This window comes from Pseudoalteromonas umbrosa, assembly GCF_030125375.1.
Lineage (GTDB): Bacteria > Pseudomonadota > Gammaproteobacteria > Enterobacterales > Alteromonadaceae > Pseudoalteromonas > Pseudoalteromonas umbrosa.
This window is the reverse complement of record NZ_JASJUU010000003.1, coordinates 263,621-286,576: the sequence shown is the minus strand read 5'-3', so window position 1 is coordinate 286,576 and position 22,956 is coordinate 263,621. Positions and strand designations below refer to the sequence as shown.

The 22,956-nt window shown below is 40.4% G+C and carries 16 protein-coding genes; 3 read left to right on the top strand and 13 right to left on the bottom strand.

Annotation, left to right across the window (positions count from 1 at the left end):
- Nucleotides 1-644: 644 nt before the first annotated feature.
- The 5 genes from QNM16_RS11260 to QNM16_RS11240 form a co-directional block, all read right to left on the bottom strand.
- Nucleotides 645-3,434, bottom strand: coding sequence for a response regulator (locus tag QNM16_RS11260; RefSeq protein ID WP_284020581.1), 2,790 nt, complete (start codon nucleotides 3,432-3,434; stop codon nucleotides 645-647).
- Nucleotides 3,435-3,492: 58 nt separating this feature from the next.
- A complete protein-coding gene (locus QNM16_RS11255) occupies nucleotides 3,493-4,383 on the bottom strand; it encodes a cation diffusion facilitator family transporter (protein WP_284020580.1) in 891 nt (296 codons plus the stop codon).
- Between the two features lie 147 nt (nucleotides 4,384-4,530).
- Entirely contained in the window at nucleotides 4,531-5,700 is a 1,170-nt protein-coding gene (locus QNM16_RS11250; RefSeq protein WP_284020579.1) for an NERD domain-containing protein, read from the bottom strand.
- A gap of 51 nt (nucleotides 5,701-5,751) precedes the next feature.
- On the bottom strand, nucleotides 5,752-6,741 hold the full coding sequence (locus QNM16_RS11245) for a WD40 repeat domain-containing protein (protein WP_284020578.1): 990 nt from the start codon (nucleotides 6,739-6,741) through the stop codon (nucleotides 5,752-5,754).
- A gap of 147 nt (nucleotides 6,742-6,888) precedes the next feature.
- Complete coding sequence (locus QNM16_RS11240; protein WP_284020577.1) at nucleotides 6,889-7,887, bottom strand: WD40 repeat domain-containing protein; 999 nt, start codon at nucleotides 7,885-7,887, stop codon at nucleotides 6,889-6,891.
- An 804-nt stretch (nucleotides 7,888-8,691) separates the two neighbouring features.
- Here QNM16_RS11240 and QNM16_RS11235 point away from each other — a divergent pair.
- Complete coding sequence (locus QNM16_RS11235; protein WP_284020576.1) at nucleotides 8,692-10,056, top strand: YncE family protein; 1,365 nt, start codon at nucleotides 8,692-8,694, stop codon at nucleotides 10,054-10,056.
- A gap of 284 nt (nucleotides 10,057-10,340) precedes the next feature.
- On the opposite strand, the gene QNM16_RS11230 is transcribed toward QNM16_RS11235, so the two are convergent.
- From QNM16_RS11230 to QNM16_RS11220, 3 genes are all read right to left on the bottom strand, one after another.
- Complete coding sequence (locus QNM16_RS11230) at nucleotides 10,341-11,828, bottom strand: trehalase family glycosidase (protein ID WP_284020575.1); 1,488 nt, start codon at nucleotides 11,826-11,828, stop codon at nucleotides 10,341-10,343.
- Between the two features lie 14 nt (nucleotides 11,829-11,842).
- Nucleotides 11,843-13,084: an MFS transporter gene (locus tag QNM16_RS11225; RefSeq protein ID WP_284020574.1), complete on the bottom strand. Its 1,242-nt coding sequence runs from the start codon at nucleotides 13,082-13,084 to the stop codon at nucleotides 11,843-11,845.
- A 148-nt stretch (nucleotides 13,085-13,232) separates the two neighbouring features.
- Entirely contained in the window at nucleotides 13,233-14,240 is a 1,008-nt protein-coding gene (locus QNM16_RS11220) for a LacI family DNA-binding transcriptional regulator (RefSeq protein WP_284020573.1), read from the bottom strand.
- 480 nt (nucleotides 14,241-14,720) lie between these two features.
- Here QNM16_RS11220 and QNM16_RS11215 point away from each other — a divergent pair, with 480 nt between their 5' ends.
- Nucleotides 14,721-16,940: a TonB-dependent receptor gene (locus QNM16_RS11215; protein WP_284021217.1), complete on the top strand. Its 2,220-nt coding sequence runs from the start codon at nucleotides 14,721-14,723 to the stop codon at nucleotides 16,938-16,940.
- Between the two features lie 257 nt (nucleotides 16,941-17,197).
- Nucleotides 17,198-17,389: a hypothetical protein gene (locus QNM16_RS11210; RefSeq protein WP_284020572.1), complete on the top strand. Its 192-nt coding sequence runs from the start codon at nucleotides 17,198-17,200 to the stop codon at nucleotides 17,387-17,389.
- A 42-nt stretch (nucleotides 17,390-17,431) separates the two neighbouring features.
- Here the strand turns inward: QNM16_RS11210 and QNM16_RS11205 are convergent, their stop codons facing one another.
- From QNM16_RS11205 to ltaE, 5 genes are all read right to left on the bottom strand, one after another.
- Nucleotides 17,432-19,126: a phospholipase C/P1 nuclease family protein gene (locus tag QNM16_RS11205; RefSeq protein ID WP_284020571.1), complete on the bottom strand. Its 1,695-nt coding sequence runs from the start codon at nucleotides 19,124-19,126 to the stop codon at nucleotides 17,432-17,434.
- A gap of 144 nt (nucleotides 19,127-19,270) precedes the next feature.
- Complete coding sequence (locus tag QNM16_RS11200; protein WP_284020570.1) at nucleotides 19,271-19,963, bottom strand: aspartate/glutamate racemase family protein; 693 nt, start codon at nucleotides 19,961-19,963, stop codon at nucleotides 19,271-19,273.
- Between the two features lie 195 nt (nucleotides 19,964-20,158).
- Complete coding sequence (locus QNM16_RS11195) at nucleotides 20,159-20,752, bottom strand: hypothetical protein (RefSeq protein WP_284020569.1); 594 nt, start codon at nucleotides 20,750-20,752, stop codon at nucleotides 20,159-20,161.
- A gap of 192 nt (nucleotides 20,753-20,944) precedes the next feature.
- Entirely contained in the window at nucleotides 20,945-21,553 is a 609-nt protein-coding gene (locus QNM16_RS11190) for a hypothetical protein (RefSeq protein ID WP_284020568.1), read from the bottom strand.
- A gap of 290 nt (nucleotides 21,554-21,843) precedes the next feature.
- Complete coding sequence (ltaE, locus tag QNM16_RS11185) at nucleotides 21,844-22,863, bottom strand: low-specificity L-threonine aldolase (RefSeq protein WP_284020567.1); 1,020 nt, start codon at nucleotides 22,861-22,863, stop codon at nucleotides 21,844-21,846.
- Nucleotides 22,864-22,956 lie beyond the last annotated feature (93 nt).

Sequence of the window (22,956 nt, the reverse complement as noted above, 5' to 3'; positions counted from 1 at the left end):
ACGACATACTTATTGATGTGCATTTATTAAATAATTACGTTTAATAAATAGACACCAAGAAAAATTTAAAACTAGATTTATACTGCTTATAGAACTTATCAGATCACTCTTTTTATAAATTTTTTAGCAATGGCTTGCCCGCACATAAAATTAGCTAGATTATATACTCAAATGAAGACTCTTTAAAATTTAATAACAATTAAATCAATAAGATAAAAAACGCACGAACACATATAAATTTACATATAAATTACTTTTAGAAACAAATAACAAACTGTTCTATTGCCAATTTATGAAATAAAATTGGTGCAATGTACCGATATTAATATGTAAGTTCTATTACACTTTATTACATGGTATTTGATCAGAAAAAAGCTTATGTACAACACTAAAAAACCGAAGAAAGAATCAAAAAATAAACACTTTAGATAAAATAAAAATCCATTTTTTAACTAAATTTAACTTTAATAGTAATGAAAGAATAAATAGCAATACTGAGCAGGGTGTAATAAACATGGCATTAGTTGAGTGATAGAAAACTTAATATTACCTCTCTAGATTTAGGGGGAATAGGCAGAGAATAACCCAAGTATGAGCATGCCTAAAAGCAATATATTCAAACATGCTGCATTGGGAAGTTCAGCTTAGGGATCCAAAGTACCCTGGAAATCCTGTGCTTGCCATTTAATCAAGCAATGATAAAGCTCAGACGATTCAATAGGCTTAGCGACAAAGTCATCCATGCCGACTTGTAAGCACTTGGCTTTGTCTTCACTGAATGCATTAGCGGTAATCGCAATAATGTAAGGTGCGCCGTATGCTTCAGGTGTTGAACGAATAGCGCGCGTGCACTCGAACCCGTCCATATTCGGCATTTGGCAATCCATAAGCACAACGTCATATTTTTGCGCTTTTAACGCTTCCAGTGCCTCTACACCATCCTGTGCTTTTACGACTTGGCCACCTGTTTTAGCCAACATTTGCATCGCCACAATCTGGTTAATCGGATTATCTTCTACTAATAACAGTCGAATGCCTTCTAAATTGGGGATACCGACATTCTCTTGCACCGAACGCTCTATTCGACCGCCTTGTTTTGCTGGGATCACAACAGAAAACTCACTGCCCTTGTGCTCTTGAGAAGTAAAAGTCAGCTCTCCTTCCATCAGTGAAACCAAACGCTTACAAATCGTCAAACCAAGTCCTGTTCCACCATATTTGCGTGTTGTAGACAAGTCAGCTTGTGTAAACTCATCGAATAAGTCTTTTTGCGCAGCTTCTGAAATGCCAACGCCAGTATCCTTGATACTGCAAGTTAATTGCTCGTTGTGATAATTAAGCTCAAAGCGAATAAAGCCTTCCTCAGTGAATTTACCAGCATTACTCAATAAGTTATTGATAACCTGTCCAACACGCAAATCATCAATGACAAGTACTTCAGGAACTGTATCCAATATCACATAAGTAAATTCAACTTTAGGATTTTTTATGGACTGTTCAAACGATGCTGAAAGATCCTTAACAAACTTTTTAATATCAGTATCTTGTTTTGAGAGGTGTAATGCCCCTGCTTCAATTTTAGAGTAATCTAAAATGTCATTCAGTATCAATAACAGTTTATGGGCTGATTGATAAATAATGTCTAACTGTTCTTTTGCTTTGGCATCTTGTTCTGACTGTATGAGTGCCTCTGACATGCCAATAATGCCATTGAGCGGTGTTCTTATTTCATGGCTCATATTGGCCAGAAATTGGCTTTTTGCCGAGCTTGCTCTGTTAGCACTTTCTAGTGCGCTGATAAGCTCCTCAGTTTTTTGGCGTACTTCCAACTCTAAGGTTTTATTAAAGTCTTGTAGTCTTCTATTGAGCTGTGCATTTTCATCATTTGCCGTATTTAATTTGGTAAAACTCATCGATAGCTTAAATGCCAACTGTGAAAACTGCTGCTGTAAAATAATGACCTCTAAACAACTACCATCCGTACTGTTGTTCACTTCAGACATTTTTTTACTTGGGTCAAATGAGTTAATACTATGACTTAAATCGACGATGGGTTTAGTGAACACCCGCGTCATTCTATTCACTAAAAAGCTGCTAATCGCAATAATAAATAGAGCCAGAATAAACGACTGTATCCAAGCGGACGCGACTGCTAAGTTCACATGCTTGCGCTCAATTAAGCTAATTACTCGCCACTGAAAGATATTCGATTGCATACTTTGCTTATAGTACACATCTCGATTGTTGCTGATGAAGATTTGGTCTGTTGTTTCAGTCAGTTCTTGTAGCTGCTTATCTGCAATATTATCCAAAATGTTAAAGTCAGACTTTAAAGAGCTATAAACAATATTGTTTTCATGATCGACAATCAGTAGATGCCCTTTTTGCGCAAGCACCTTCGGAATAAATTGCTCAAATGACTCAAAATAAAGGGAGCTCTCAACGATCCCTTGAAACTCCCCCTCCTCATACAAGGGGGCAGATACAGCCACTACAGGGTCATTACCAAACCCTCGACCTTGAAATATCCCAGACACATAACCATTAGGGTAGTAAGGCGCTTGAAGGAAGTATTCACGGTCAGCAACTGATGGGACTTCGCCTACCAAACTGACTTGCAACGCTTTAGGATAGAAGTGCGTCACCATCGCGCTGTGATCAGCCACAATAGCCGTTCTAAAATTAGGATAAGTCTCAACTAGTCGCCTAATCACCTGCTGTTTATCTACACCGGATTGAATGTCCTGAGCCGCGACCATAATCGCTCGCCGATAGCTCTCAAGATAATCATCAATTTGCTTTAATGCGCTGCCTGAGGCATCTTGCAGCTGAGCAGTGACTTCATACTCTATGCGTTTGTAATGACTGTTTGTAAGCACTATTGTTGTGATCAGCACCACCAATATAATCAATTGGCTGATCATGTAGTTAAGAATTTGATAGAGAGATTTAGCTTGCCATACGCGTTTAAATAGAAACAGCGAAATTAAATCCACAATCGCAAGGTAAACCGCAGCATTAATCAGATATTTAGCAAGAGCGGTGAAAATCACTAATAACGTCAGCCCTAATACAAATTTGCCGACAATAAATAAAATGGGCACACCAAAAAGGACCCAGTAACCTAGGCCTCGAATGAACAAGGGCTTGTTGGCACGAATACAAAATATTTGTAACCATGCTATTTCAAACAGGAATACAAGAGAAGCCCAGCAATGCCCCCACCGGTACAACAAAAAAAGCGCCCCAATGGCAACAGCGATCAAAGCATAGCGCCAGCCCAAGGCTAGTAAGCACAAGATAACAAACAGCTGTCCAAACAAAAACTCTGAGCTGTCTAGAAACCAAATTGGAAGCAGGTTAGCAACTCCGCCAACTATTCCTAAAAAAAGTGCAATAATTACCTTGGGTAATTTAACGAATTGATGTAGCAATACCAGCTCCTCTTTATATTCTATTAAAAAATAAAGGAAAGCTGGTTATTTGCCAAGTTTAATGGTGGGGACAATTGTGACTTTCTATTTGTAACACACATTTCTCGACTGAAAATAGCTGCTTTAAGCGCGCCTCAACTTGAAAACGACACGCATCATCGTGCATTTCTATGGTGCAATGATGCTTTAAAACGATATGCGCACCAACTATCAGTTCATCATCTGTGTTGGATACAGTCACATTATGTACGCTTTCAACATGTTCAGTATCAACAATCGCTTGTTCAAGTTTGTCTACATTAGGCAGTGCACTCTCTTTGCTAAGGAGTCCAGTCAAGCATGTTTTAATCACCTTAAAACCGGTAAATAACACAAAGCTTGAAATCAACATACTTGAGAGCACATCAATAATATTCAAACCCGTCAAATGAATAAGTATGCCTGCTACGAACGTAGAGACTGTTGATAATAAATCAAAAAAGGAGTGTAAAAATACCGCGTAGACATTAATACTGTCTTTTCTGCCTTTATACAAAACCCAAGCAGCCACACCATGAAACAAGAAACCCACTCCTGCAATGGTCGACATCAAAAATGTATTCACTTCGTGAACATGGCCTTGGCTATGTAATTCGATCCGCTCCGTCGCTTCGAGCAAAATAATCACAGCAATAGAAACGTACAAAATACCGTTGATGAGTCCACCTGTGTATTCTGCTTTTTTGTAACCTTCATTAAAGTTTTTTGCGAGTTTTACCGCAATACTCGATGCGATTAATGCGATAAGCAACGAGCTGTTATGGACAAACAAGTGTCCTGCGTCTGCAAGCACGGCTAGAGAATTGGCAAAATATGCACCAATTAGTTGGATAACCATAAACGTGCAAGTCAATGCAAGCGCAATAAGTAAGCGCTTCCGAGAAGCCTCATGAGTTGTAAGATCGGTCATTCGAAACTTGAGAAACCTTTGTAACTATAAATTAGAGGGTGCCTTATGATAAAGGCCGATAATTGTAACTCTATTTCATTTCAGACGCATCAAAAATAACAATATTTAGCAAATAAATAGACTATTTATTTCATATAAAAGCATGAGCTAACTAACCACTTCCTGCCCAGAGGCGACCATGTGGCTGGCAGAGTACAAACGCTGCTCAAAATAACGAAGTTGCTCATAATTATATAAAAATTGCGTATAGCGCATGACTTCAAGTGCGACTTGCGAATTTTCAAAGCAATTTGCGGGACGCCCAGGGTAAAAACGACAACCATTATTAAAAGCGACCATGTGCCTGACACCACTTTTGGCTCCAATGCAATCTGCAAGTTTGGCAGCACGTACTTTTGATGAGTTAAGCGGATTTAAAAAAAACTGGGCACTTCCCTCCGCTGTCGAATGCCACATTTCATTGTGTAAGTTTGCTTCAATTTCACCAATATGTTGAGAGCAAACAAATACAAAGACACCAAATGGCGATAGAACCACACCATCAATATCCAACTCTTCAAGCAGTGGACTCATACTTCGGTGCACTATTATGTATTTCTTTTTATCCAACTTACTACTAAGTACATCATAGGTCTTTTTAAAGCTTCTCTTCTTTAACGAGTAGCTAGTGCTATAGCCCTTAGTGAGAAACCGCTTGGCGAGTTCAATTAAAATATAACCACACAATATGATACTTAACCAAAAACCAAAACGGGTAAAATGGTCTGGCTCTTTTTCAATTTCGTCATTAAACGTGTTAGGAAATGCCTGTGAAGGGAGTTCGATAGAATTCAAAGAAGCAACAGATTCACTGATAACAGGCTGTTTCTTTAAAACCTGTGCACGTCCAGTTTGATCACTTAACTTACTTTGCTGAGCTAACTGCGCCTCAAAATTCTGCTTTTGCTCCGCGACCAGCTCTGCACACCTCACTGCACTTTGAAAGGTTTGTTCCCCATCATGGCAGATAATAGGTTTTTCATAAAAAGCTTGCCACTTCGCATAAACTTGAGGGTCACTGAATTGACTAGTACCAAATATGGGAAGGTTGATGTGGTTTTCAGTCACATTGACAATTTGAGTTGGAGACTGGCAATACTGCTCCATGCGCTCTGTTAGGCGGAAAATTCGCGCGTGCTCTGTATCTGATACCTTGGTTGAGCTTTTCAACAGCACCAGTTCTGTGGCGTAGCGCTCACATTGACTGACATCGAGCTGCGCTGGCAGACCACTCGCCCACCCCGAAACTAAGAGTAAAAACAAAATCCATCTGTTCATTTGACTGTACCTAAGTTAAATCTACCTCACCTGGCAAACCTCAAAGCCGTGCTATTTTCGGTTAGCCAACATATTTAGCGCCCACTCTTCCAATAGGCCATCACTGCTCAAAGTCACCAATTTTTCTTTGCTTGGCGCGTACATATCAATAATTGTTGCACCTGAATTAACTGTATTGATCTGCCATGTTCCCAGCTCATTGCCACTTTTAGTATCCCAAATCGTCAGTTGAGATTTAGAAGATGATGTTGCCAATAAGCCACTTTTCTCGATGAATAACGCTTTTCTAAACACTTTGAAACGTGCCATATACTTGAGTTCACTCTTATCTGCACCGTCAATCAAAGATGCAATTACTTGATTATCTAAAGCATCAGATACAAAGAACTCAGAGAAATCTTTTCTGACAGCCAAGCTAGTTACTCTGTGATTAAACTCCTTTGTAAATACCGGCTCTGGCGAACCAAAGCGCCATAGCGCTAATTTTCCGTCTTGCGCCGCAGTCATAAATAACTCGCCTTTGTCATCCCATTCCACATGCATTACAGGACGGCTGTGCGGGGCAAATTGATTATTAACTTGAGTATGAAGATGTGCCATGTTGACAGTACCATCAGACATAGCAACGATAATTTTGTCCATTGAGGGTGATAACGCAACTGACGTAATGTGCGCGTACCCACTCACTCCGGAAAAGCTCACTTTAGTGACAAGCTTTTTAGTGGCTAAAGACCAAAATTTAAGTTGATTATCCCCTACGACAATCAGCATATTGTTATCTTTAGATAGAACGACCTCTCTAGAGAGCTCTGGCATTTTGTTTTGTGGCACAGTAAACAAAGCTTCCATGGAGCGACTGTCCCAAACGGTCAGCACATTCGCACTATCTATAGTGACTAGTTTGCTGCCATCTTGTGAAAAGTGTCCAATTAGTACACCTTTATCTCCAAGCTGGCTGATTGTACCTTGACTGAGTTCTACTTCATCATCACACCCAACTAATAACAGCACAACAAGCAATGGGATTAGTCTTAACAACATGGTTCTGGTTCTCTAAATTCAAGGGCAATAAATAATCTGTGCAAATAGTATAGCCTTTGTTTTATTTGTACAGTTTATTGTCCCCTATTGTTGACGCAGCATCCTGTGTTGCGCGAATTCTAGGCAAAATAAGCAAAGTTTACGCCATCAATCAGGTGAGTTTATTAAGGTATTGATTTCCCAATATTCAACAATTCCATCACTACTGAGTGTCACAAGTTTATTTGCTCTATCTATGTGCATATCTAAGATCATTGCCGTTGAAGTTACCGCCTGTATGGCAAAAGCGTCAATTTCTTGCCCAGTTCTTACATTCCATAATGTCCACCAAAATTTACTTGAGCCGGTTGCCAAATAATCGCCATCTGGGGATATCGCCGAAGCCCTAAACCAGCGAAACCTTTCACGGTAGGAAAGCTTTATTGAATTACCCTGCGCTGAAAAAGGCTTAAGCACCCATTGCTCATTAAGTGCATCAGAAATAAACAGCAAATTTTGCTCTAAGTTATAAGAGAAGCTTGTCACACGTTTAGACAATTTATGCTCAAATTTAGGCTGCAAAGTCCTTGCATCAGAAATATTAACCAAGCCATCATGTCCAGCACTTAACAAGAGTTGACGTTGTGGACCAAGCGTTAGAAAACTAACCCTCGCATCATGGTGTTTAACACGCTTAGTCAGCCTGTTTTTAAAATCAATAACATTAACACTGCCGTCAGTCATACCCACGAGCAAAGTCATTGGATTATCGTAAATGGCCACTTTTGATGTTTTAGCATACTCTGACTCACCGACAACCTTAAACTGACCGAGTTCTTCTTGTTTAACCAAATCCCAAACGACCACATACGTCATATAGCTGGCTGCCAATAACCTTTTATCTGCTGACATAGCGATATCTATGACCGGAGTATCACTAAGTGTGAACTGCGCCACAACACCATCGCCCTTGGCATCTGCTACGAATATTTGATTTTGAGATACAAAAGCAAGGAAATCTCCACGAGCTGAAAAGACGCCATGATCTATTGGCGCTTGACTCACTTGATAAAAACCCGGCTGTGGGTTTTTATCAACCTTGTCACACCCAGCTAATACAACAATCAATGCATACACGACAAATATGTTGATACTATTCTTAAACATAGGTGCTCTCCCCATACTGCTTCTTCCTTTGTTCGCCTAAGCTCAATCCTTTCTAAACATTAAGTTTTACCCTATTATTATATTATCGGACATAACTCCTATTTATTTAGAAAAATTAAACGACATCACAAGATAAAAGTACTATAATGTAAAAGTAGTAGTGAGTAGTTCAACCAAAGTGAGATGCAGTTGTGATGGTTGTATTTATGGCTTTCAATCCGAGGTAGTCATGTGTAGTGCACCTAAAGCAAGGGTCGCAAAAGGAAAGGTTGTAGATTACCAGAGCTCAATTAATCAGAGTTTAAGCCCAAAGAAACGAGCTGAATTTGCCAAAAAAGCGAACGCAGCCTATGAAAAGCGCCACCCCAACGAGGATTTAAAAGTGACTTCTAAAGATCAAAAGAAAAATAAAAAAACAAAATCAATAGTACATAAAATTGAGGTTATTTTGGTTCTAGTAGTGTTCGTCGCTATTGCAATTAGAGTCCTGTTTTTATCTGAATAAACCAATTTATATGGCACATTCGTGCTTACCTCAACCACCCTCCACTTTGCCACACTCGCTGTAATTCAATTTTAAGCACAAGAAATAATTACACTTTTTCATCAGTTCCCTCTGTAATTCAGCAGTTCATATTTTAGTACTGAGCAAGGTACAAATTTAAGATTAATGCAAATTCTTCCTTGCACAAGAATCACGTTATAGTATAACATAATCACAAATTGTTATTTTATAACATTCCATTTGCAGGCGTCTCTATTAACATTTCCTGCTAATTTACTACTCTAATAATTGAAAGAAATATGAAACACACACACAAATTACTCTCAGTTGCGGTCGCAACAGCATTGCTAGCAGCTTGTGGTGACACAAAAACAACAATCGTAGAACACGCTCCTGTTGAAGAAGTAGTCGAGCAAGACAAGGGTCATGACGATCACGGCCATGAAGGACACGATCATGATCATGATTCAGTAAGTGAAGCCGGTCGCTTATTAATCACTTCCCCTGGCATAAACTCAGTACATGTTTTGGATATTAAGCACAAAGAAGTTGCTGGTGAACTTACATCAAGTAATTATGCTAATAGAGTTTACGCAACAGAAAATAGCCGTTACGCAGTTCTTGTTCAGTCTGAACAAGGCCGTGTTGAATTCATCGATGGCGGCATTTGGCAAGAAGACCATGGCGACCACATGCACCCTTATGAAGAAGAGCCAAAGCTTAGCGACGTTTCTTTTGACCATGTGAAACCTGCTCATGTTACAAATGGCGAAAGCAGCACTGCAATTTTCTTCGATGGTAGTGGTGAAGACGCGGTCAACGCAGAAGTGGTTGTATTTTCTGAGACCTACATCAGTGGTGACAAAGACAAAGTAGCTGAAATTCACTACGACACAAACATGCATGGTGCAGCGCAATCACGTGGTGAATATACTTTTAGTACTATTCGTGACCCACAAACAGAGTCAACTTTACCAACGCAAATTGGCCTTTATCATAAGCATGGTGACCATTTTGACCAGGAAAAGGTATTTGATGTAACTTGCCCTGCACTTCACGGTAGTGCACAAAACCACGAGCATGTGTCTTTTGCATGTGGTGATGGTGTTGTCGTTATCGCAGAAGAAAACGGTGAATTTGTTGCCACTAAAATTGTTAACCCTGACAGCTTCGCTGAAAACCAACGTATTGGTTTACTAATTGGTCACGAAAACAGTCATCAATTTATTGGTGTTGCAGGTACTGAGTTAGTTGTTGTTGATGCAGAGCATGGCGAGATTGAAAAGATTGATTGGTCAGCGACAGAAAACTACAGATTTGCAGGTGGTAGCTTCAACTATGATGGCTCTCATGCTGCAGTATTAGACACTGCTGGTGTACTCACTATTTTTGAACAACACGCAGAAGGTGATGAGCATCATTGGGAAGTGGCACATTCAGTAAAAGTGCATGAGCATGAGCTATCAGCTATCCCTGAAGGTGCCGTTTTTAGCATTGCATTCTCAGGCGCTGAAAACATTGCTTATGTGACTGACTCAAATGCACAGCACGTATTAGGTTATGACCTTGAAACGGCAGAAGTAAAAGTTGAAATTGAACTAGATTTCACACCAGAAAGACTAGTTTGGTTAGGTATTGAAAAAGGAGGCGAACACACACACTAATACTCCCGGGTATAATGTGTATGTCTCTTGATTGTGAGCCAAAGCGCCTTTTTTAAGGCGCTTTTTTCTCTCTACCATCCTATAGTTTCGTCTAAACCAAACTCCATTTTCATATCTAACGAATCAATAACTTGAGCTTATTTTATCTATGCAATTGGTTTAGCGATGTTAAGAGATAAAAAAGTAAAGTACTTTTTATAAGTGTATTTATCAAGTTGAACACTAAGGTTTTCATAGGTAAGCCCACAAAAGATACTTACCTATAGGAAGGATACAAAAAACTATTAATGTCCAAACAACTTATATAATCGACAAGCTACGCCATTAGTCCAGCCAAAGCCTTGTTGAACAATATATTCTCCACCTTGGGCCGTTTTATTCAAATCAATGACATTGTATTTTTCTAGCAAACACTTATTAATAGCAAAGTTTGACTCTAGTGTATTCAACCAGCTTTTCCCAACCTGCTCTGCTTCGCAATCAAAACCATAGTTTAATAAGCCTTTTACACCAAACCACTGAAGCGGTGCCCAACCGTTTGGACTATCCCATTGCTGAGAGGTTTCGTTAAGTGTGGTAACAAGCCCACCAACTTTGTAAAAATCGGACATGATTTTCTTAGACATGCGCAGCGCATGACTGGCGTCTTTAACTAAGTTAAAAAATAGCGCTGTAGCCCCAGCCATCGTTTGCACGTCTCGCTGAGCATTGTTAGCAATATCATAATCAACATACCAGCTTGCTTGCTCATCCCACATATACTGACCTATCAGATCTGCGCGTGATTTTGCTTTTTTGTCCATTCTTTTAAATTCAGTATGGCGATTTAAAGCTAGATAACAGCGAGCTAATTGCGATTCTAAAAAATATAGCAAAGCATTTAAGTCGATCGGTACCATATCTGTTGTGGCGATGGTTTTTAAGTCACTTGGCTCTCTTAACCAACGGCTACTAAAATCCCACCCAGACTCACAAGCAGCACGTATATTTCGATAAAATGCGAGCTTTTGCTCTGCACTAAGGTGTTTGGCATCTTCCAAATCCTCTCGATATGACTCAGGCCTTGGTAGAGCTTCATTATCCCAATAGCGATTAAGTACACCGCCACAAGGCATCATCACAACACGGGCATGGGTATTCCCTTTAGACGATAACTTCTCTTGCCCTCTCATCCAAAAGTCATACTCACGACTTAACGCTGATGTCACTCTATTTAACCACTGTGGATCTGTATGCTTTGTATCCCAAAGCAAATCAACCATTAATGCAGTCACAGGTGGTTGGGAGCGGGTTGCGTAGTAGCTGCGATTACCATTTGGTATATGCCCCAACGAATTAATTAAACTACAAAAATTATCCAGCATATTCTCTACAAGCGCTTCTCGACCAGAGTCCATCAGGCCAAGTGCTGTAAAATAACTATCCCAATAATAAATTTCGTTAAATCGTCCACCAGGCACAACATATGGCTTAGGCAATGCCAAAAGCGAGCTTGCGTCTTTCTCACCAGCTTCCCTCGTTAACCTACTCCAAAGCTGTTCAATGTAATCAGGGACAGACTCAATCGTATCGAGTGTTTCTAGCTCTGGCGCTGGTGCGAAATCGAAATGAAGGTTAACAAAGGCCTTTAAATCTTTAGGTTGTAACTCTTCATAAAAGTCACATACGGCCTGCCAAGATGGCTTTGGAATAGCATCAGCAAACGTTTTACTGTCAGTGAAAATACCTGACAATTGTACGTCTTTAAACAAGCGACTATGCTCAAACTTCATTATTAATCCTCGACTTAAACTGCTGACGAGCACGCTACTTGTTGAGCACGCTTTTTAAATAGAAATAAGGTAACTGTGATAATTGCCATTGGAATTAATGACATATAAAAGGCATGCTGACCGCTCATGTATTCAAATACAAAGCCTGTAATTAATGAGCCCGTCGTCCCGCCAAGGGCTGAGAAAACGACTATAAGCCCTGTCATCGCAGCGTGACGGTGTTTCTCAAGGCTGCTTAACATAATTGAATTGATCACTGGATAAATAGGCGCCATAAGCAACCCTATTAATGGCATTAGGTACGCGGCGGTAGGCGCATTAAATACGCTCGTGACTTGGGTTTGTGGCAAGTCTTTGGTCATCGGTAAAGTCAATAAAACCAATACGGCCATACCTGCAAGGCAGATATTTAAAAAGAGATACCAATCTACTTTTTTCAGGATTTGGCCCGCAGCCAAACGGCCAATCGCCAAGCTAGCCGCAAAAATACTGCTTAGCTGAACGCTCACATCAACGGGTAAATTGAGTACTTGGTTATTAAAGGTGGGTAGCCATGTGCCAACACCTTGTTCAATCAACACATACAAAAACGCGCTAATCACAAATACCAAGACAAGTGGCTGATAAGTTAAGCGCAACATATTAAAGAAATCGCTTTTCGCACTGCCGTGACTGAGTATCTGATTTGCCGGTTTATCAATTTTGGCAAACCACACTAGGCACATAGTGATGATTGATAGTGCACATAGTAAGTAGTAGACATTCAACCAATTATTCGAGGCAATATCCTCACTCAAAAATGCAGCAAATACCCAATAGCCGCTAAGTACGCCCACCATGAATACACCTTCAATGGTGTTTAATAAACTCGAGTGTGACTTAGTCGAGTCGGTGACTTGGCCAATTAAGGCATAAACAGATACTTTGACAATCGCGAATGCGCAGCCAACAGCTGCAAATAATGCTTTGAGCGCCCAAAAACTGCCAGCGATAGGCGTGACCAAGCACATGATGGTGACCAAAGATAAGCCGCCTAACAGTGCAAATTTATAACCTATTCGAGGAATAAATGAAGCAACCAAAAAGGAGACAATTGCAATGGGTAAATCTTTAAACCCCTCTAAAGACGCAGCTTGCGCTTTAGACACACCAAACGTGTTGATTGCTTGCAAAATAACGGTACCAACGCTATTGAGCAATATTGCAAATAAAAAGTAGCAGGCTCCCATAGCCAAAATAGTTCGCATATTGTGCATTGAAAGACTCGTAAATACTGTAAGTTTAAATCAGTCTAGCGCTCATATACGAATAATGCAATCGTTTGCATTTTAAAATGTAATAACGGCTGTTAATCATTTCTGCCACTCTTTATCTGGATTTTCACACTTGATTGACACCAATGCACTAGCTAGATTGGCGTTCAATCAATGTGATTTCCAATTGACTAGAAGCAACCTGCTCCCCGTCTAACTGAGCAAGTAACTTACTCACCAAGAGCTCACCGGCTTGCTTAGTATCCTGTCTAACCGTCGTTAGCGACGGAAAACTAATATCTGCCATTGCAATATCATCAAACCCCACGACATGTACGTCATTTGGAATACTCACATACCGTTCTTTTAGTGCTTTCATCGCACCTAAAGCGACCATATCACTACAGGCAAAAATACCATCAAAATCAAGTCCATCATTGCGTAATTTATGATTTATCGCCTCATAGGCGGCTTGGCTGGTAATGTCTATTTTCAACAGCTGGCATTGCTCTGTTAGCCCCGCGCTCTTAATTGCTGTACAAAAGCCGTTATATCGCTCACCCAACTCAGCATGCTCAGGCTCCCCTAAAAACAACGGCGCTTTGCACCCTTTTGACATCAAATGTTCCGCCGCAATCTTCCCTCCTAGGAAATTATCACTGCCCACAATGACATAATCCGCCTTGGTTTTTGGGTCGCCCCACACAACCAATGGCATACCCGCTTTGGATGCGGCTTCTATTAACGCCTGCTGCTTGCCTTGACCTACCACAATGACTCCGTCTGCTCGGCGTCCATCGATAAAGTATCCGTGCCAATCTTCTCCGGCCATAAATGAATTAGACAATAACAGCTCGTACCCTTGACGATTAACCGCCAGATTAATATCACTCACCACTTTGAGTAAAAACGGGTCATCAATAGACTGCTCTGTTTCTGAATCAAGATTAATCAACACCGCGATAACTTTGGTTTTTTGCAATCGAAGTCGGCTCGCTGCGGCATTTAAACTAAAGTTATGCTCTTTTGCGAGCTGCTGAATTCGCTCACGTGTTTCTAACTTGATTAAAGGATTATCATTTAGAGCCCGTGACGCTGTCGACGTTGAAACACCAGCCAGCTTAGCCAGATCTGCCAGTTTTAGTTTTTTTTGTTGCATAGCCCATCCACTACATCAAAGCGCATTTTACAATGCTTTGGCATGACTTTATGGGCTGATACCCACAATACTGTTCAAGCCATTAGATTAAACTAACCAAGCGCATTCATCCACAGAGAAAGGCTGGTCGCCTCAGTTATTTTCGTTTAAAGATGTTTCTTTATTAACCCTTTGTTTTTGTTATCTCCACCTACAGCCCTTAAGTTATAAAAAAGCATTCACATGCGGCATAAGGTAAACCCAAGGTAAAAAAATATCGCAACACCCTATTGCAAACGTTTGCATAAAGTTCTATTTTAGAATAACGCCCAGTGCAAACCAATTAAAAATACGCTGAATTACAAAATAACTTAGTTCAGTTTTGTGGCGAAAAGCGATGCCGGCGCGCAAGTCGGCCATTATGACAACACATATGACACAACCAAGGGAGCAGCTCCTGTGAACCTAGGCAAGAAGTATTCTGCACTTGCAGCAGCGGTTATGGCCGCAATTACATATTCAAATGTAGCCAACGCTGAGCAACAAAATAAAGCCAAAGACAAGGTCGAGACCATTGTTATTTCTGGTACACCAGGTGGTATGGGGATCCGTAAAGTAGATGCCGCATACGCCGTTACTAATGTTGATGAATCTCTCATTGAACGACTCGCACCAAAGAGTACAGCTGATTTATTCAAGGCCATCCCTGGAGTTTGGGTAGAAAGTTCTGGCGGTGAGTCTGGTGCTAACATCAATGTTAGAGGGTTCACTTCAAGTGGGGATGCCCCATTTTTAACAGTCAGCCTTGATGGTTCGCCGGTTTACCCAGCTCCAACATTGTCATTTTTAGAAAATTCGTCTATTTTCCGCCTTGATGAAACCATCTCAATGATGGAAGGGCTTAGAGGCGGACCAAACCCAGTATTGTCTAACGGACAACCGGGATTAACAACCAACTTCCGACTTAAACGTGGACAAGCAGACACTGAAGGCACCTTTAAATACACGACTTCAGATTATGGCCTGCAACGTATCGATGGCGTCTTAAGTGGTGAAGTCAGCGAAGACTTATATTATATGGTGGGCGGCTACATCAAGCGCTCATCAGGGATCCGTGATGCGGGTTTCACCTCTGAAAAAGGCCATCAATTTACCATTAAACTCACCAAAGAATTAGAGAATGGTGAAATCAACGTCTACACTCGCCAAACAGATGATACAGGTGCATGGTATCTTCCTACGCCACTCAATGAAGCTGGAGTTGATGCTGAATATACGCAGTTAGGCACATTAAATCGTCAAGCTACTGTTTCTGCAGGAAACGGCCAAGTTGATATTGATTTAGCCGAAGGTCGAGGCTGGGACGGCCATGTCTCTGGCGGTAGTATTTCTCTTGAGCTTGGTAATGACTGGCATTTTATCGACCGCTTTAGTTTAACCCAAGGTAAAGCAAATACTTATGGTCTAGTTCCTGCTGGTAATGCTATGAATTTATCAGAAGTTGCTGACAATGGCGTAAGCGCAATAGGTGTTGCAACGGGTAAAGAATATGGCGCCGACACGCGTGTTCAGGACTATGGCCGTTGGGTAGTACTCAAAGATATTGAAGCCTTTACCAATGACTTAGCACTGAGCAAAGATTTCGGCGTAATTAACAGTGCCTTTGGTATTTACACCGCAACGACCTCGGCCAAAGATTGGTGGAGCCTAGGTAATACCGCATACCATGTTTTAGAACAAGGCGGTGAAATGCTGACAGGCATTGCGTGTAACGATTCATTTGAAGGGTGTGGCTTTAACTACGACATCAACAGCAATGGCGATGCGACGACCCTTGCCTTTTATACGACCCATAGTTACACAGCCACTGATAACTTAACTTTTGATTTAGGCCTTCGTAATGAACGCCATCAAGTAGATTATACCGTTGATGAAGGTTTAGACGGCGTGATCACTAAATCAGTTGACTACAGTGCACGCAAAACATCATGGACAGTTGGTACTGATTACAAATTGGATGATCAAAGTGGCGTTTTTGTACGTTTCAACAAAGGCTTTAAAATGCCTTACTTTGACGATTTCAGAGACAACTTTGATGATTATTCTGCAGGTGATGAGCTGATAAAAGAAGTTGCACAAAGTGAAGTCGGCTACAAGTTCATGGGTGAAAACATGGACTTCTTCGCAACGCTTTTTGCAAATGAAGTCAAGGGCGAGTCGTTCTCGATTCGTCCAGATTTACCTGCACAGCGCTTTACCACTGAAGCACATGGTATTGAAATAGATTTTAACTACAACCATGAGTCAGGTTTCAGCGTCAACTTAAATGGTACCTTGCAAAACAGTGAAGTAGCACAAAGCCCAGATGCCACACTAACGGGCAACAAGTCACAACGTATCCCTGATTGGCAATTACGTATTACACCAAGTTATGAATTTGAGCTTGGCGATATGTTCGCAACAGTTTACGGCACTATCTCAGCAGTGGACTCACGTTACAGCGACATTCAAAACACGCCAAGTGCTGTGTTAGATGGCTATGAAAAGATCGATATAGGTTTAACACTTGAGCCAATGGAACAAGTACAAGTGCAAGTTGCCATCGATAACTTAACTGATGAACAAGGCCTAACTGAAGGTGATCCGCGCAACCCTGCGGCTGCCAATGGACGTTATATTTTGCCTCGCAGCATAAAGCTCAGCGTTGCCTATAACTTCTAATCCCAAATTAAGTCCATGTTGAGTGGACACACAGAAAACTAACGACCAAAGCCCAACGAGGATCACCTTTATGTTGGGCTTTTTTCCCTCTACTAACTACACTTAAAAGTACTTAATGCGCTTTTTTACATAATGCATTCATTCATCTTGTAACAAAGTGGTAAGTAATACTCTTTGCAAATTTTAATGGTGTTCACTTGTTAGCAATATTATAAAGATGCTCAATACTATGCTTCGCAAGTGCTGGAGTGAAATTAATGAACATTGAAGACATACAAAAAGGTGAATGGTTAGAATATCAAGACCACCCTGTTGAGGTTTTAATTGTCGATAGACGTAATCAAGTCGTGACGGTTTGGGATGAGCGAAGTCAAAGGAAGATAGATTTACATGCTGATTTACTCAAAGACGATCCACAGTGCCACTGTGATTCATTTCTCTACTATTAATTAAATGCCCAAAGCGTAATCACAGCTTTGGGCTCACTCAAATTATTGTTTAACTAACAGCCACTGCGCATTTTCATTGCTTGCATTTCCTTTACGAGATAAATGCACTTGCCCAGACTCAATATCAGCCCAGACATATTGCTGCCAAAAGTCGTTCTTCAAATTTACGCGGGTACCATACGTTTCAATATTAAAAGAGGCCTTGTCGGGGGACGTCCAAAGTTTAGCATCACCGGTAAAGTTGTTTTTATAACTTAAGAACAACTCTGCATTTTGCCTTGTCCTAAAATAAGACTCACCTCCCTCACCTTTGACCAAAATAAAGTCGATTGGCGTTGCCTGTTCAATATATAAAAGCGCATTTTTCACTTCTCCGTTTTGTGAGCCGATGGCTTTACCGTTACTGGCATTATGGATATGAACAACCTCACCAGTATCTGCGTCAAGCTGATTTGGCTGCCAATCCTCTGGTGGCGTTTTCCATGTTAAAGATTTCCATTTCCAATTATATGGCATATTAATCAATGCATCGTTGACATCACTGTAACCCGCTTCGGCTTCAATATTATACAAGCAGTGCCTACGTTCTTCTTCTAGTTGTGCGACGCGGGCCAGCTGATCTGTGGTACCGACTTTAAGTTCAGTCATACAGTCGATTAAGGACTTTCCTTTGCCCTGCTCGCCCGGTGCCAATACATAAGTATGGTCACGCTTTGCTTCATCATCATACCAATTGAGCATGGCTTGCTCATCAAATGATAGCCAATTATCCACCAGCTGCTGCGCCTCCAACTTCGCTTTTGCTTTGCGCTCTTCTTGCGGTATGGCCATGGTTCGGATAAATGCAGCCCAGAGATCTTTACTGGCCTCTAAAGATACCAAAGCAACCGGCTTTATATTGCTTGGCTTATAAGCCTGCCAGCCGCTTTGCCCTCTAGATTCAGGTTTCCAAATTACATCACCGCTTTGGTAGTTAATTGCTTCTTTTGTATCATGGGTATGTTGTTCAGCCCCTTCAGAGCAAAGGTAGGCTTTGACTTGCCAAATTTTTTCATAATTATCAACCGCTAAGCGTACCGTATGCTCAGGACTGAATGAATCTTGAAACAAGTGAACAGCTCGACCGAATAAAAAATAATTGTGATCAACTTCAACCGCTTTGGCATAACCGCCGCCATCCCACACCTTGATTTTTTTAGACTCGGCAGTTGCGGCATTAACAAAATGATTTATAAACCGGATTTGCGCACGCTTTGCTGCGTTTACACCACCAATCCCACCAATGTCGTCATAACGACGCATAAAGTGGTCTTGCTGCAAATCCGCTGGCTCTTGCGCGACGGCATTGAAGCAATTTGGCCCTGTCGGATCAGCGCTGGCATTCGTGACATTAAAGCCGGCAATATCAACCCATCTTTCACCCACAATGGCTGCGAAGATAGCATCATAACCAGACCAATAAGTCCCATCATCGTTTGTGTTAGATAAGATCCTTTCAACTTCATGTTGTGCTACATTTAGTTCAATAGATTTCGCTAAGCCATTATTCCAGTTTAACCTTGGGTCTTGGCTATCGCTGACTCGCGTATCTTGCCCCATCAACTCCAATGCAGAGGTGCGTGTTAGCCATTCATGACCAATTGGCATCACGCCAGCACCACCTAATTGAGTAAATGCCAACGCTGAAGAACTCGTGATCATAGCTGCCACAACACATGAAAGATATTTTAATTTCATAATTACTCCTTTTAAAACTAGTAAATTTTTACACAAAATTAAAATAAAAGCTCTAATTTTTGAATTTTATATTACCCCAAATCAATTAAAGTATATAAAACATTCCAAGCCACACCATAAGTTTCTATAAAGTATGTATATTTATTATTTTAGTGAAGCAGAGACGGCACTGTTTGCATGCAAAATAGCTGTATCATAAAGAGGAATATCTGTATCATTTTCGTTAACGAGTAAGGCAATTTCTGTACATCCCAAGATGATTGCCTCAGCCCCTTTCGACTGAAGTTTTGCAATAACGCCTAAGTACGCTCGTTTGGATTCTGGCTTAATATCACCTACGCACAGTTCGTTATAAATGATATCGTGAACAACTTGTTGGTCACCAACATCGGGCACAATTACATCAATATCAAATTTATTGTTAAGCCTGTCCTTATAAAATGACTCAGACATAGTAAATTGCGTGCCAAGCAACCCAACCTTGCGCTTTCCATCTTGTCTTAATTGTTCTCCAGTTGGGTCCGCAATATGGATGAGGGGAATGCCGACTCCAGACTGTACTTCATCAAAAATTAAATGCATGGTATTTGTGCAAATGAGGATGAAATCAGCCCCTGCACGTTCAATATCCCGAGCATCTTGGGTGAGCATTTCAGCCATCGAGCCCCACTCATTAGCTTGTTGCAACTCCGCTATAGGGGCAAAGTCAATGCTTTTCATCACGATTTTAGCAGAGTGCAAACCACCCAACTTTGATTTAATACCCTGATTAATATACTTATAATAGTTAGCTGTTGACTCCCAGCTCATTCCACCGAGTAAACCAATTGTTTTCATGTTTTGTCCTTTTGCATATGGCATATTAAGTACTTTGAAAAGCACATTAAAAATATTATTACCATATGTACACATTTGATGAAATACACTTCAACCAAGAATAAAAACATCAATCTATGTTCAGAGTTTTATAGATGCTTTAGTCATACCAAAGGCCGTATTCCTCAAACACGACGACACCAATAAACAGCTTTACTAAAAAGAGTAGCGATAAGTAACACCTAGTTGATCAATATCTGCACTATCAAAATAGCTCAGTGCAACGCTTGAGGCGCCATAATGTGCTTGTATACCAAGCTCAGCCCAAGCACCGTCATTATTTTTTGCACCTTTAGGGTCGAAGTACTCATACCCTAAGCGCGCATATCCAGAGAAATATTGATTAAAACGGTGCTCATACTCAGTAAAAAGACGATAAAAATCACCTTCTAATTTTCTGTGGCTCATGTCCCAATCCATTTCTCCGAAACCTGCACCAAACGAAAATCTTCCCTTGTTTGTTTCATAGGCAATATAACCAAGCTCAAATAAGTTTTCGTCTAGGTCTAGATCAAATTTACTGACGCTCCCTTCTAAACTATCTCTTTGACGTTTTACTTTTATACTTGTGTAGATACCATTCTCAAATTCATAGCCAAAACCCAACTGGATCCCATCAGGTTCTACTTTTGACTTATCTCCAAAGTCACTTTGTGTATAACCAAATTCGATGAATGTTTTGTTTAATTCAGTCGCTTGTACATTTAACCCAATAACTGACAATACCATTACAGATAGCTTATTTTTCATTACGTTACTCCTTCATCTAACACTTGCAAAAATGGTATAGGAGATAAAGCAAAGGGTCTGTATCAAAATGTCTCAATCATTATCAAGGTATAGAATTGAGCATCTTCTCGATTTGACGACGAGTATCGCAGTTGTTGAAATAACAAATGGACCAGCTTTTTAAACCAGTCCCAGAGAGAATGATTTTATTAATTAGAAAGAATAACGGTAGACAAAACCGACTTGCTCAACAACTTCGCCCTGAGAAAACTCCCATGAGAAGCTTGATGCGCCCCAATGTGCTCTAATACCAACTTCCGTCCAAAGACCATCTTCACTATTTGCACCTTCACCATCAACAGACTCGTAACCAAGCTTGGCAAAAGCAGAGAAATACTGGTTAAAACGGTGATCATATTCAGTATAAACACGGTAAAGGTCCGCATCATTGCTGCTATCTTCAACGCTCAATTCTAAAGCACCAACAAAAGCACCTATAGAAAAGCGGCCATTTTGAGCTTCGTGCGCTACGTAACCCAGCTCAATTAAGTTTTCATCAAGCTCTACGTCTTGGCCGAACAAGTCGACTAAAAACGTTTCTCGATGTCTTTTTGTATGCAAGCCCGCATAGATACCATTTTCAAATTCATAACTTAAACTCAGCTGATGGCCCACCAAATCTAAGTCAGTTTTATCAAAATATTTTTCATCTTTAAAATCGGACTTTGAGTATCCAATTTCTAAGTACGTTTTACTTAACTCTGTTGCTTGAACATTAAGGCTAAAAGCTGCCAGTGCTGACAATATAAATGTTTTTTTCATTGTGTATGCCTCCATAAAATAATATGGAAAACTTTAATAAAGACTGTACCTAAATACCGTTTTAAACTGTTGTAAAGCACATCATTAATAAGACAAAAATTTGTATTTATCAGACACCTTGTTTACATTCATTTACATTAAAGTGAGCAGGTAAACATCTAACAACACACAGAATTATAAAATTTAATGCTAAGTATCAAGTAGTTATAGAGATTTAATAATAAAAAGCCTTATCAATTTACTTGATAAGGCAATAGAATACGCAGCTTCACAGCCTTCAACGCTGTTAATTAGCTTACTAGTAGGTAGGTTTTTGCTGCATCAATAAATACGTCTATTTTTTCTTTATTTATACCTGAGTGAGTCACAAAGCGCATACCTTGATAACCTGGAGTAATATTAATTCCTTTACTGAACATCACCTCAGTAAACGCTTGAATATCCACACTACTGTCTACATCTAAAAATACAAGGTTAGTATCCACCTCATATCCAGTGCTATCAAAGCCTGGGAGTTCGTTAATACGCTGTGCTAAATATCGCGCGTTTTCATGGTCCTCAGCTAATCTATCTACATTATTTTTAAGTACATAGATCCCTGCAGCAGCCAAGATACCTGCTTGGCGCATCCCTCCACCTAGCATTTTTCTCAAGCGCCTCGCTTTCTCAATAAAGTCACGCTCTCCCATTAATAAAGAACCAACAGGCGCCCCCAGCCCTTTTGACAAACAAACGGTCATGGAGTCAAAGTGTTGGCTGATCTCTTTTACATCAACATTTAATGCAACTGCAGCGTTATACACTCTGGCACCGTCTAAGTGCAGTTTTAACGCATACTTTTTCGTTATTGCTCTGGCCTCTTTTAAGTAATCAAGGCTTAATACTTTGCCACCAATAGTGTTTTCTAAACTCAGCATTTTTGTCCGAGCAAAGTGAAAATTATCTGGTTTGATTGCAGCAACCACTTTATCTAAGCAAATACTCCCATCCGGCAAATTCTCAATAGGTTGAGGCTGTACCGACCCAAGTACAGCAGCCCCACCCGCTTCATACTTATAGTTGTGCGCATTTTGGCCGCATACATATTCATCGCCTCTGTCACAATGCGCAAGAATTGCCAATAAATTCGCCTGCGTTCCAGAGCTTACAAATAAAGATGCTTCAAAACCATGTTTGACTGAGCTATATTGCTCTAGCTCATTCACCGTAGGGTCATCACCATATACATCATCACCAACCATGGCATTACTCATTAATCGCCTCATATTTTTACAAGGCTGTGTCACTGTATCTGAGCGAAGATCAATCATGCAGCTTCCTTAATTAGGGTCTAAGTTTTGTGATATATTAAATGAAGAATATATCACGCTAAGCAGACAAATAAATCGCTAAAACACCTCTAG

Bases quoted from the DNA above. Each gene is read 5' to 3' on its own strand.
- QNM16_RS11255 (WP_284020580.1), bottom strand. From the start codon at position 4,383: ATGACCGATCTTACAACTCATGAGGCTTCTCGGAAGCGCTTACTTATT.
- QNM16_RS11250 (WP_284020579.1), bottom strand. From the start codon at position 5,700: ATGAACAGATGGATTTTGTTTTTACTCTTAGTTTCGGGGTGGGCGAGT.
- QNM16_RS11245 (WP_284020578.1), bottom strand. From the start codon at position 6,741: ATGTTGTTAAGACTAATCCCATTGCTTGTTGTGCTGTTATTAGTTGGG.
- QNM16_RS11240 (WP_284020577.1), bottom strand. From the start codon at position 7,887: ATGTTTAAGAATAGTATCAACATATTTGTCGTGTATGCATTGATTGTT.
- QNM16_RS11235 (WP_284020576.1), top strand. From the start codon at position 8,692: ATGAAACACACACACAAATTACTCTCAGTTGCGGTCGCAACAGCATTG.
- QNM16_RS11230 (WP_284020575.1), bottom strand. From the start codon at position 11,828: ATGAAGTTTGAGCATAGTCGCTTGTTTAAAGACGTACAATTGTCAGGT.
- QNM16_RS11225 (WP_284020574.1), bottom strand. From the start codon at position 13,084: ATGCACAATATGCGAACTATTTTGGCTATGGGAGCCTGCTACTTTTTA.
- QNM16_RS11220 (WP_284020573.1), bottom strand. From the start codon at position 14,240: ATGCAACAAAAAAAACTAAAACTGGCAGATCTGGCTAAGCTGGCTGGT.
- QNM16_RS11215 (WP_284021217.1), top strand. From the start codon at position 14,721: ATGGCCGCAATTACATATTCAAATGTAGCCAACGCTGAGCAACAAAAT.
- QNM16_RS11210 (WP_284020572.1), top strand. From the start codon at position 17,198: ATGAACATTGAAGACATACAAAAAGGTGAATGGTTAGAATATCAAGAC.
- QNM16_RS11205 (WP_284020571.1), bottom strand. From the start codon at position 19,126: ATGAAATTAAAATATCTTTCATGTGTTGTGGCAGCTATGATCACGAGT.
- QNM16_RS11200 (WP_284020570.1), bottom strand. From the start codon at position 19,963: ATGAAAACAATTGGTTTACTCGGTGGAATGAGCTGGGAGTCAACAGCT.
- QNM16_RS11195 (WP_284020569.1), bottom strand. From the start codon at position 20,752: ATGAAAAATAAGCTATCTGTAATGGTATTGTCAGTTATTGGGTTAAAT.
- QNM16_RS11190 (WP_284020568.1), bottom strand. From the start codon at position 21,553: ATGAAAAAAACATTTATATTGTCAGCACTGGCAGCTTTTAGCCTTAAT.
- ltaE (WP_284020567.1), bottom strand. From the start codon at position 22,863: ATGATTGATCTTCGCTCAGATACAGTGACACAGCCTTGTAAAAATATG.